This window comes from Pseudomonas sp. RP-B7, from assembly GCF_059803535.1.
Genome location: NZ_JAPFHC010000020.1, coordinates 96949 through 107461, shown reverse-complemented (window position 1 = coordinate 107461; position 10513 = coordinate 96949). Strand labels below are relative to the sequence as shown.

The window sequence follows — 10513 nt, the reverse complement described above, 5'->3', positions numbered from 1 at the left end:
GAATGCGGTGTGTCAGTCAACTCATTCATTGGCTGATCCACCGCATTCGCGAGCAAGCCCGCTCCCACAGTTTTGACCCAGTTCATCCCGCCCATTTCGGTCGGCTCTAAGGCCGCCGCGCTCTGGCTTTTGATCTGGGATCGCCCCGTAAAACCACGCTGGCCGAAGATCACTGCGGCACCGCCCGAATCACCGCCCGCGGCCCCTGCTGCCCGCCCGGGATCGCCTTCTCCACCGACGGTAACTGCGGCGCCTGCACATCCGGCATCGCCCAACTATGCTCCGGTTGCAACCCACCCTGTGCCCGACGCATGAATTCATAGCGGTTCAGCGTGATACTGCGCCCCGCGCCACTGTCACGAATGATGTAAGGCCGCAAAAACACCATCAGGTTGGTCTTGCTCACACTGCGCTTTTCATTGCGAAACAGCGCACCCAACCCGGGAATATCCGACAACCACGGCACCGCATCATTGCTCTGGCTGTAGCCATCCTGCAGCAACCCGCCAAGCACCATGATCTGCCCGTCATCCAACAGGATACTGGTATCGATCGCCCGCTTGTTGGTCACGGTGCCCGCCTCCACCGAGGCCCGCGAGTCGACGCTGCTGACTTCCTGGTAGATGTCCAGCTTGACCGTGCCGCCTTCGGAAATCTGCGGCCGCACATTCAGCTTGAGCCCGACTTCTTCACGCTGCACGGTCTGGAACGGGTTGTTGCTGGTGCCGCCACCGCCGGTCACATAGCTGCCGGTGACAAACGGGATGGTCTGGCCGACAAAGATGCTTGCCGCTTCGTTGTCCAGGGTCAGCAGGTTCGGCGTCGACAGCACGTTGGTGCCGCCCTTGCTCTTCAAGGCGCGGGCCAGGACCTTGAGGTCGAGCACCTTGCCGATGCCGGGGATGTCCACGCTGCCGTTGACCAGGCCGATGTTCAGGCCCTTGGGCAACACGTCGATGCTGGTCTTGCTGGTGGGCGTGGCGTTCACACCGCTGCCGCCCAGGTTGACCCCGCCAAAACCGCCCTTACCCCCCAGGTTGCCGGCCTGCCACTGCACCCCGAACTCGCTGGCATCGTCCTCGCCGACCTCAACGATCAGGCTTTCGATCACCACCTGGGCGCGACGCTGGTCGAGCATGTCGATGACTTCGCGCAGGTTGCGGTACAGCGGGTCCGGGGCGGAAATCAGCAAGGTGTTGGTGGTGGCGTCGGCCTGGATGGTCACACCGCCGGCACTGAAGGCGGTGTCTTGATCCTTCGTAGTGCCGGTGCCGCTGGTTTGTTTGTCCTGGGCATAGCTGGACTGCACGCCACTGCCAGTGGGCGTGCCGCTGCCGTTTTGCGCGGCGCCGCCCTGGGTGTTCTGGCCATTGCCACCCATTGCACTGAGCTTGCCCCGCGCTTCGTCGCTGACGCCGGACTCGCTCTCGCCGGTCAACAACCCACGCAGCGACTGGGCCAGCTTGCCCGCCTGGGCATTGCGCAGGTACACCACGTGCATATTGCTCGGGTTGCTCTGGGCATTGTCGAGCTTATAGATCAGGTTGCGCGCCAGCTCGGTGCGCTCGGGGCTACCGGAACGGATGATGATCGAGTTGGAGCGCGGGTCGCCGACCACGTTGATCTTCTGGGTCTGGTCGGCGCCTTGGGTGTCGAGCAGTTCGGCGACCATCGCGGCGATGTCCACGGCGATGCCGTTCTGCACTTTCACCACGTCGGTATCGATGGCGCTGGGGGTGTCGATGCCGTTGATGATCTGCGCCACGCGCGCGAGGTTTTCCGCGTAGTCGGTAATGACAATGCTGTTGTTGCCGGGGTAGGCGTTGATCGGGTTGTTCGGCGACACGATGGGGCGCAGCACCGGGATCAGGTTCACCGCGTTTTCGTACTGCAAGCGGAAGGTGCGGGTCTGCATGCCACTGCTGCCGGCGCTGTAGATCGGCCCGCCGAGTAATTTGGCATCGGCTTCGGGCACCACCTGGGCGACGCCGCCCACGTCCACCACGCTGAAACCCTGCATGCGCAGCGCCGCCAGCAGCATGTCGTAGGCCTGGTGCGCCGGCACCTGGCCTTCGCTGACCAGGGTCAGGTTGCCCTTTACCCGGGGGTCCACCAGGAACTGCTGGCCGGTGGCACGGGACAAGGCGCGCACCACTGCCTGGATGTCGGCGTCGACAAAATTGAGCTGCACCGGCTGGTCACCCAGTGGGTTGCGTGCCTTGAGCACCGCCGGGGCATGACCACGGGCGCTGCTGGTGATCGGATGTTGCACGGCGGGCTTGGGCGCCAGTTCGCGCTGGCGCTCCAACGCGCTGTCGCCGCCGCTGCGCCGGGTGTCGGCCAGGGGCTGGCCGAGTTCGCTGTCCACCAGCAACGGCTTGGTCGATGGGCTGTTGCATGCACTCAGGGCCAGCAACAGCAACGGCGCGGCCAAACGGAAAGGGGGGACTGACCACTTCATGAAGCTTCCTTAGCGCCAAGCGCCTGATCCATGCGAACGGTCCCGGACACAGTGCCGGCCGAGTTGTCGAGGGCGTCCGGGGCACGCTGTAAGCGCGCCGCGGACACCTCCAGGGAAAACGAACGGGGGCTGCCCAACAGCCAGTCCACCACGGCGTCGGCCGGGGCGTTGTCGAAGGTCAGTTGCCAGCCGCCGGGGGCCTGCGCCTGCAAGTGGTAATGACCTTGCAGACCCGCGCTGTCGAGGGCCTCGCGCAGCGTCGCTTCATCGGCCTGGCGTGGCGCGGCGACGCCTTGCAACAACACTTGCAAGGCTTCGGCCTGGGCGCGCAGCTTGGGGGTTTCGACCTGCCAGTAAGCGATCTTTTTCAACGCTGGCTGGACCAGCACCAGCCAGGTCAACAGGCTCGCCAGCACCAGCCCGGCGCCACTCAGCAAGCGTTTTTCGCGCAGGGCCAGGCCGCTCCAGAACACACGCCATCGAGCCTTCCACTTATTCATCGCTGGCTCCCGCTACGGCCGGGCCGATGCTCCAGCCGTGTTCTTCGCGAGTCGCGGCAAACCCGGCCTGGGCCAAGGCGGCCTGCCACTCGGCCTGGGCTACCGGGTTGCGGGTGTCGGCGAGCAATTGCAGGTGCAGGCGGCCCTGTTCAAAGGTCAGGCGCTCGACGCTGGCCACCATAAATGGCAGGTTGCTGCCCGCCAGTTGCAGCAGGCTGGAAAAGCGCTGGCCAGCATCGGCACCCGCGCCGCTCTGGCGCGCCGCCAATTGCTGGCGCGCCTGCTGCAACGGGTTGAGCACCACCGGCAATTCGGGAAACGCCTGGCGCACCTGCTGGCTCATCAACCCCTTGAGCCGCTGGCCTGCGTCGGCCTGGCGCGCCGCGTAAAGGTTGAGGCCCAAGGTCCAGATCGCGACAGCCAGCGCGACACACGCCAGCGCCCTGCCCCAGCCGCCGCTCGGCGTATGACTGAGGCCTGCGTGCAAGCCCCAGCCGGGCACGGCGCCGCTCCAGCGTTGCGCGGCGTCCACCAGCGGCCTATCCAACGGTGGCTGGCCCAACGGGTGCACCGCGCCTTGTTGCAGGCTGTCACGTGTCAGCAGGTAGCCTTCGTCCAGCGCCGCCGTGCCGACCGGCAAGGCATAGGGCGCCGGGTACAGGCCGCGCAGTTTCAGTTGCAATTGGGCCAGGCGCTCCAGCCCGGCCTTGGGCAGCCACGCCACCTGCACACCGCCGTCGCTGTCACGCGGGCCGTGGGCTACGTGCATCTGTTCCACCGCACCGAGGATCAACGCCTGTGCGGCGCAGGCCACGGCGGCGGCGGTTTTCGCCGCGGGCAGTGGCGGCAATTCCAGGCGGGTGAGCAGGCTGTCACGAGGATGCAGAAAGCACTCCAGCGCCTGTCGACGATTGCGCAATTCGGCCAGGCTGGCGTAGCCCTCATCAATCACCACGCCACGCTCAAGCGAGGCGAATTTGACCTGGCTGTCGGCGCTCAATTGCTCCAGTGGCGGCAAGCCAATGCGCAGGCGCTTCATACGCCCACCCGCGACCAGATCACTTGCGGTTGGCGGTCTTCGGGGCGGTGCAGCAACGCATCGATCGTGACCCGGCGTTGCTCACGCCGCGCCTGGCCCTGCACGCGAAACCACTCACTGGTAATCCCCACCAGCACCGATTCCACAGCGACCTGCGGCAAGTGCAGGCGGTTGACGAAATCCCCACGGTTGATAAACCAGCGCCCGCTGTCGCGCTCGGCCACCAGCCCCTGGGCCTGGGCCAGGCTCAGTTGCGGCACCACAGCACTGAGCACTTCGGCGCTGGCGGTGTTGCCGTTGACCCAGGTCTGGCCGGGCAGCACGCTGATATACGCCTGCAAGCGGCGCAACAGTTGTGGATCGAGCCCTTCGATTGCGCTCAACTCGTCCAGGCTGCGCAGCATCGGGTATTTGGCCGGTACTCCATACGAGCCGATCACCCGCTGGCTGATGCGCCGGCTCACGGCAGGGTCGACGCCCAGCGTGCGGCACAGGCGTTCAAAGCCCTGCAACTGCTCGGTATCCACCTGCTGGCGATTGACCAGGTTGCGCAGGTTGAACTTGCCCTGCTCGTCGTCAATGCGCCCTTCGAACACGCCGCCCTGCGCCCGTGCCCACGGCTGGTCGAGACGGGTCAGCACATCCTTTTGCCGCGCCTCCCAGAGCATCTGCCGGCTGCGCTCCAGGCTGCCCTGCAACAGCCATGTGCCCTGCAGGCGCAACTGCTCGGCCTCCAGGCCGCGGGTGAACACGGTCTGGCGGGTGAGCATGGCGCCGGCCAGCACCGCCACCACCGCCGCGATCAGCAACGCGCTGATAATCGCCATGCCGCGCTGCTTCGCCGCTGTGGGCGAATGCCGTTTCATGGCGCCTTACAACTGCCAGGAGCCGATGTCGGCGTTCACGCCGTCGCCATCCGGTTGGCCATCGGCGCCGAGGGAGAACACGTCGATCTCGCCGTTGGCGCCCGGGTTGAGGTAGTGGTACGGATGGCCCCAGGGGTCGTTGGGCAAGCGGTCGAGGTAGGCGCGCCAGCTGCCGTTTTTCGCATCGGCCGGGCGCTCCACCAACACGTTGAGACCCTGGTTCATGCTCGGGTAGGTGCCGTGGTCGAGGCGATAGAGTTTCAGCGCCTGCATCAACCCGCCGATGTCCTGCTTGGCGGCTGTGGCGCGCGCCTGGTCCGGGCGGTCGAGCACCTTGGGCACCACCATCGCTGCGAGGATGCCAAGGATGACCACCACCACCATGATCTCGATCAACGTGAAGCCACGCTGGCCGCGACGGCTCTGCATCGGGGACTTCAGGGGCGCGATTTCCATCTCGACATTCCTTGGCTTGAGTGCATTTCGAGGCCGCAGTGTTGCAAGAACACATGTCAGTCGTATTGAAAATCCTCGGGAGTTTCGGTCGCCAATCGGTCAACTCGCGGCGTTAGTCTGCGGGCCTGTTTCCCCGGTTTGAGAGCGCCATGCACGGCCGTCGCAACGAGAGCGGTTTTACCCTGATTGAAGTGCTGGTGGCGCTGGCGATCATTGCCGTGGCCATGGCTGCCGCCGTGCGCGTGGCCGGCTTGATGACCCAGAGCAACGGCCTGCTGCGCGACAAGTCCATGGCGTTGCTGGCGGCGCAGAGTCGCCTGGCGGAGCTGCGCCTGGAAGGCGGGCTGCGCAGCGGCAAGAAGACGTTCGAGTGCGATCAGGGCCGCCTGAAGCTGCGCTGCGAACAAACCATCAACGCCGATGGCCGACTGTTTCAGGTCTCGGTACGAGTGCTTGATGCCAGCCGCGAAGCACCGCCGCTGGCGTGGTTGCAGACGCAGGTCATGGCCGAGTGAGGCGCGGCAACGCGGGGCCGTCCGGCAGCTTTTCGAGGTGGACGCGAACCTTCTCGCCCGCACGTTCGATCTCCACGGCATCGCCCTCGATGGCCGTCAACCGCACGCCGGGGCTGAGGCGTTCACCCAGTAAAAAGCTGCGCGGCGGGCCGTCGTTGAGGCTGAGGATCGCCACCGCACCACGGGCCCCGGCAAGCACGCCGGTGACTTTGACCTGGGGCGTCGTCGCCACATTGGAAAACCACTGCAACGCCGGATTATCGCTGCGAGCGGCCAGTGCCTGGGGTGTGGCCGGTGGCGTGCTGGATTCGGCGGATGTGAGCAGCAGCGGCGCCCAGATGGCGACGCCAGCCAACGCCGCCAACACGCCCAGGGCCTGCACGCCATGGGCGGGTGAAACACGAAGGGGAAATGCCATGGGGGACCTCCTGTTTGTCCGTGGCCTCAGCCTACAGGCCAATTCGCACTTTTTTATTTCACAACCTCGCCAGTTCTCCAGGTGCCGACCGATGAAACAGCAAGGCTTCACCCTGATCGAACTGATGGTGGTGCTGGTGATCATCGGCATCGCCAGCGCCGCCATCAGCCTGACCATCAAGCCCGACCCGCTGCAGCGGCTGCGCAAAGACGCCGAGCGCCTCAGCCAACTGCTGCAAATCGCCCAGGCCGAAGCCCGCGCCGACGGGCGGCCGATCACCTGGCGCGCGGATGCCAAGGGTTATCGCTTCAATCGGCGCAGCGATGATGGCGCGGGCGTGGACGCGTTCCAGGGCGACAGCTCATTGCGCCCGCGCCTGTGGGACAGCACACCGATGCAGATCAACATCGAGCCGCGACAAACCCTGGTACTCAACGCCGAATGGATCAACCCACCCCTGCGCGTAGTGCTGTCGGACGGGCAACACAGCCTCAGCCTGCAACGCGACCCCGCCGGCTTGCTGCGCGTGGTGAGCCAGCCATGAATAAGCCTGTAGTGAGCGGGCTTGCCCCGCGCTGGGTGGCGAAGCCGCCCCAAACCCAGGCACCGCGGTATTCCCGAGACACCGCAGCGCGGGGCAAGCCCGCTCACTACAAAGGCAATTTGTCGGTTCATGCAGTGCAACGGGGCTTCACCCTGATCGAAGTGATGGTGGCGATCATGCTGATGGCGCTGGTCAGTGTGATCGCCTGGCGCGGGCTCGACAGCGTCACCCGTGCCGACCAGCACTTGCAGGCCAGCACTGAACAGACCGAGGCGCTGCTGCGGGCGCTGAACCAGATGCAACGCGACCTCAGCCTGCGCGCCAGCGTCGAACTGACCGCGCCCGAGGCGCCAAAAGCCGAGGGGCTGGCCGCGGTGACTGTGCGCAGCTCCGACAGCAAGGGCTTTCGTCTGGAGGTGATCCGCAGCGCACCGGCGTTGGGGGACGGCCTGCAACGCGTGCGCTGGTGGCTCAAGGGTGACGCGCTGTACCGCGCCGCCGCACCGGCACGGGATCGCTTCCCGCTGCCGGCGGCAGTGGATGGGGTGATGGTGCTGGCGGGCGTCAGTGACTTGCAGGTGCGGGTGTGGGAGCAGGACAAGGGCTGGCGGCAGTTGAGCGGCAACCGGCGGGACGACCCATTGGGGCTGGAGATCAGCCTGGTACGCCAGACGCCCCAGGGGGTTGAGCGCTATCGGCAGGTGGTGGGGCCGCTGAAGTAAGGCGGCTCAGCTCAACAACACCACGCCACCCGGCAGTTCCGTGCACTTGGCGCCGTACGCATCGCGAATCAACAAGGCCACCCCGGCCAGTTGCTGCAAGCTGAAGCGGGCCTGCACGCGACGCTGGCCCAGCTGCTTGTTGAGCAGCACCAGCATGCCCGGCCGGTAGCGGTTGATCTCGTCCACCACCGTGGCCAGCGTGGCGTTGTTGAACACCAGCACCTGCTCGCGCCAAGCCACCACAGCCTGGGTATCCACCGCCACCACAGCACCGATACCCCCTGCGCCATAGGTCAATTGCCGGCCGCTGCCCAGGCTGACGCTGTTGCCGCCCACGTCCACCGACAGCGAGCCTTCGATGCAGGTGACGCACACCGTCTGGTCAGTGTTGCGCACATTGAACCGCGCCTGGGCCGCACTCACCCAACCGGCGCCGGCCTGGACCTTGAGCGGCTGCGCCAGGTGGGCGACCACTTCGACTTCGCCTTCGAGCAATTCAATGCCCGGCCCGATCCGGCTGATGCGTGTCTGCGTGTTGAGCTCCAGGCTCACGCCGTCGCTCAACAGCACTTGGCGCTGCTCGCCGACTTCGGTGCGATAGTCCGCCGTGAGCCCGGCAAAGCCGCCCGGCGTCCCCACCCGCACCATCACCACGGCGGCCGAAGCGGCAATCGCGCCACCGAGGAATGCACGACGGCCGAAGCGACGCGGCTGCGTCGCCTGCTCAAGGGCCGGGGCGAGTTGCTGCCACAGCACTTTGGCCTGCTCGAACGCCTGGGCATGTTCCGGGCTCTGCTCGCGCCAGGCCTGCAAGGCCTTGGCATCGGCCACGGTGGCGCGGCCCGAGGTCAGCAGGAGCAGCCAGTCGCGGGCTTCGTCATGCAGGGGGCTGGCGGATGTTTCCCGGGCGGTGGAGAGGCTAAAAATGTTCAAGCGCGCACATACTCACGGTTTTATCAGGGACTCGACACTAAGACGGTTTTCCGGCCCCGGGACCGAACCGCTGAATCACTTTTCTTTCCAGACGCTTGGCGCAATGGCCAAGGGCGGCCTTGATTTCCTTCTCGACCATGCGCGTGGAGATGCCGAAACGCTGGGAAATTTCCAGGTGCGGCGCTTCTTCCAGGCGGGCAGCGATCAGGATTTTGCGCCGGCGGGCCGGCAGCTCGTAGAGCGCCTTGACCAGGGACTGGATCTCACGCTGGCCCCCCACCACCCGCGACGGGTCCTGGGCTTCGTCGGCGGTTTGCAGCAACTCTTCGACCTCGCTGCCGGTGAGCAGCCGGGCGTCGGCCTGGCGGCGGTCGGCGGCGATGTTCAGGGCCATGCGGTACAAGTAGGCGTTGGGTTGCGCAAGGTTCGGCGGCATGTCCATGCGGTCGACCCGCAGGTAGGTTTCGTGCAGCACGTCGTTGGCCAGGTCCTCCGAACCCAGGCGCTTGCGCAAACGCACCTTGAAGTCTTCATAGGACGCCAGGAACAAGCTGACCATCGTGCTGTGCCCGGTATTTTTCATCCGCCCGAGGCTCCCTTCGCTGCTGTGCATTCCATGCGTGTTCCTGTTGTGTCGGGCATCAAAAGTAAAGTCACCGGCTGGCGCAGCGAGCTGGGCGCCGGGCGTTCGACCCGCGCCGCACCCAGGTTGCGCACCAGTGCTTCATCGCGTTGTGCTTCGCCGGTGGAGCTGACCAGCCGGCTGTATTGGATCACCCCGTTCGGGCTGACCCACACCTGGACCAACGCCCGGAAACTGCCAGGCCGGGTCAGCGGCGAACGGCACAGGCTGGCCTCGATGGCTTGCTGCAAGGCGGTGGCATAGCTGTTGTTGATCCGCGCTGCATTACGCCGCGCGGGGGTGTGACTGACCTCGGGCACCTGCAAGGTGAACGCGTCACTGCGCGCATAACGCGCCATCAGGCCACTCCCGGTGAGCAACATCGCCAGTGCCTCCTGCGCCGTGAAGCGCCCATGCACGCCGATGGAACGCCGACCCCGGGTGAGTTCGCGATCAACCAGCACCGCCATGCCGGTAGCGCGGCTGTAGGCTTGCAGGGCGTGTTCCAAGTCTTGGGGCGGCAGGTCCAGCAGCAACGCTGGCTCTGCCTGTGCGGACGCCGCCCCCGTCAGCAGCAACAGCAGGACCCAGGCGCAAACGGCGCGCCTCCAGCCCCCCTGTTCACCTCCCGCTCTGCATCGCTGCACGGCCGACGTGTCCTCGAAAACCGTCATCCTGAGGCCAGTTTATGAACCTGATGTTACGGTGATAGCAAAAAAAACATCACGGTGACGACAAGCCCGCTGCATTACACTTTCAAACCTAACCGGCCCACCCCTCGGGCCTGCCAGGAGGCCCCGATGAAGCTAGTCCCGACCCTCGCCAGCCTGCTGCTGTGCACCGCCCTGCCCCTGCTCGCCCACGCCGACAACGCGGCACGCACCTGCACCGAGGTGTCGGTGGATGGTTACAAGGCGCCCGACTATGGCTGCCTGAGCCAACAGATGGGCGGTGACACAGACGCGACCAAGGCGGCGAAGAAAAACCGCGAGGCGCAACAGATCCCGATCGAAAAACGCCCGCCGAACGCGGTGGGTCTGGCCACCCCGGCCGCCACGGGCGTGCGCATGGGCAATACCTTCGGCAACTCGGTCAAGCCGCAACGGCCCTGAGCCTTTTGACGAAATAATCATCTTTGCCTGCCTATGATCGCCCCCCCTCGTTGGGGAGTAACCGTGTCCACCGACGCCTTCGCGGCGGCCTGATCTTTGGTGTGATTGAAGCCATCACACCGATGGTCCGCTGGGCCATCGGCCATGCCGCCACGCGCTGGGTCGAAAGCTGGGCACCGTGGTGGGCAAGCGTGCGGAGATGGTTGGCGGGGTGGTGTTGATGCTGGTGGGTGCGACGATTCTGTATGAGCACTTGTCGGTCTAAGCAACAGCGCTGAGCAAACATGTGGAAGCGGGCTTGTGTGGGAGCGGGCTTGCTCGCGAA

The 10513-nt window shown here is 65.7% G+C and carries 13 protein-coding genes and 1 pseudogene; 5 read left to right on the top strand and 9 right to left on the bottom strand.

Annotated elements, in window-relative coordinates:
• Window positions 1-169: 169 nt before the first annotated feature.
• From gspD to gspG, 5 genes are read right to left on the bottom strand one after another with little or no spacing between them, the layout of a single operon-like run.
• Window positions 170-2461, bottom strand: a complete 2292-nt coding sequence (gene gspD / locus OPU96_RS18790; RefSeq protein WP_498559504.1) for a type II secretion system secretin GspD — start codon at window positions 2459-2461, stop codon at window positions 170-172.
• Entirely contained in the window at window positions 2458-2961 is a 504-nt protein-coding gene (locus tag OPU96_RS18785) for a type II secretion system protein M (protein WP_498559503.1), read from the bottom strand. Before OPU96_RS18785 ends, gspD begins: the two co-directional genes overlap by 4 nt.
• The gene (gene gspL, locus OPU96_RS18780; protein WP_305392457.1) at window positions 2954-4000 is read right to left on the bottom strand and encodes a type II secretion system protein GspL; all 1047 of its coding nucleotides are present in this window, start codon (window positions 3998-4000) and stop codon (window positions 2954-2956) included. The genes OPU96_RS18785 and gspL overlap by 8 nt, the downstream gene beginning before the upstream one ends.
• Complete coding sequence (gspK, locus tag OPU96_RS18775) at window positions 3997-4866, bottom strand: type II secretion system minor pseudopilin GspK (RefSeq protein WP_498559502.1); 870 nt, start codon at window positions 4864-4866, stop codon at window positions 3997-3999. Before gspK ends, gspL begins: the two co-directional genes overlap by 4 nt.
• 6 nt (window positions 4867-4872) lie before the next feature.
• Window positions 4873-5322 carry a type II secretion system major pseudopilin GspG gene (gspG, locus tag OPU96_RS18770; RefSeq protein WP_498559501.1) on the bottom strand — a complete coding sequence of 150 codons (450 nt, stop codon included), beginning with the start codon at window positions 5320-5322 and terminating at the stop codon, window positions 4873-4875.
• 149 nt (window positions 5323-5471) lie between these two features.
• Between gspG and gspI the strand changes: the two genes are divergently transcribed.
• Window positions 5472-5837, top strand: coding sequence for a type II secretion system minor pseudopilin GspI (gene gspI, locus OPU96_RS18765; RefSeq protein ID WP_498559500.1), 366 nt, complete (start codon window positions 5472-5474; stop codon window positions 5835-5837).
• On the opposite strand, the gene OPU96_RS18760 is transcribed toward gspI, so the two are convergent.
• Window positions 5824-6255, bottom strand: a complete 432-nt coding sequence (locus tag OPU96_RS18760; protein WP_226457382.1) for a type II secretion system protein N — start codon at window positions 6253-6255, stop codon at window positions 5824-5826. The two genes, gspI and OPU96_RS18760, sit on opposite strands and share 14 nt — an antisense overlap.
• 91 nt (window positions 6256-6346) lie before the next feature.
• Here OPU96_RS18760 and gspH point away from each other — a divergent pair, with 91 nt between their 5' ends.
• Entirely contained in the window at window positions 6347-6799 is a 453-nt protein-coding gene (gene gspH / locus OPU96_RS18755) for a type II secretion system minor pseudopilin GspH (RefSeq protein WP_192300936.1), read from the top strand.
• Entirely contained in the window at window positions 6796-7521 is a 726-nt protein-coding gene (locus OPU96_RS18750) for a type II secretion system protein GspJ (protein WP_498559499.1), read from the top strand. The genes gspH and OPU96_RS18750 overlap by 4 nt, the downstream gene beginning before the upstream one ends.
• A gap of 6 nt (window positions 7522-7527) precedes the next feature.
• On the opposite strand, the gene OPU96_RS18745 is transcribed toward OPU96_RS18750, so the two are convergent.
• From OPU96_RS18745 to OPU96_RS18735, 3 genes are read right to left on the bottom strand one after another with little or no spacing between them, the layout of a single operon-like run.
• A complete protein-coding gene (locus OPU96_RS18745; RefSeq protein ID WP_192300934.1) occupies window positions 7528-8454 on the bottom strand; it encodes a FecR family protein in 927 nt (308 codons plus the stop codon).
• Window positions 8455-8491: 37 nt separating this feature from the next.
• On the bottom strand, window positions 8492-9037 hold the full coding sequence (locus OPU96_RS18740) for an RNA polymerase sigma factor (RefSeq protein ID WP_192300946.1): 546 nt from the start codon (window positions 9035-9037) through the stop codon (window positions 8492-8494).
• Window positions 9034-9660, bottom strand: coding sequence for a secretin and TonB N-terminal domain-containing protein (locus tag OPU96_RS18735; RefSeq protein ID WP_305392763.1), 627 nt, complete (start codon window positions 9658-9660; stop codon window positions 9034-9036). Before OPU96_RS18735 ends, OPU96_RS18740 begins: the two co-directional genes overlap by 4 nt.
• 216 nt (window positions 9661-9876) lie before the next feature.
• Here OPU96_RS18735 and OPU96_RS18730 point away from each other — a divergent pair, with 216 nt between their 5' ends.
• Window positions 9877-10188 (top strand): hypothetical protein, encoded by a 312-nt coding sequence (locus tag OPU96_RS18730; RefSeq protein ID WP_463984754.1) that lies wholly within the window; start codon window positions 9877-9879, stop codon window positions 10186-10188.
• Window positions 10189-10345: 157 nt separating this feature from the next.
• A pseudogene (locus OPU96_RS18725) lies at window positions 10346-10453 on the top strand (manganese efflux pump); the annotation flags it as partial.
• Window positions 10454-10513: the final 60 nt, after the last annotated feature.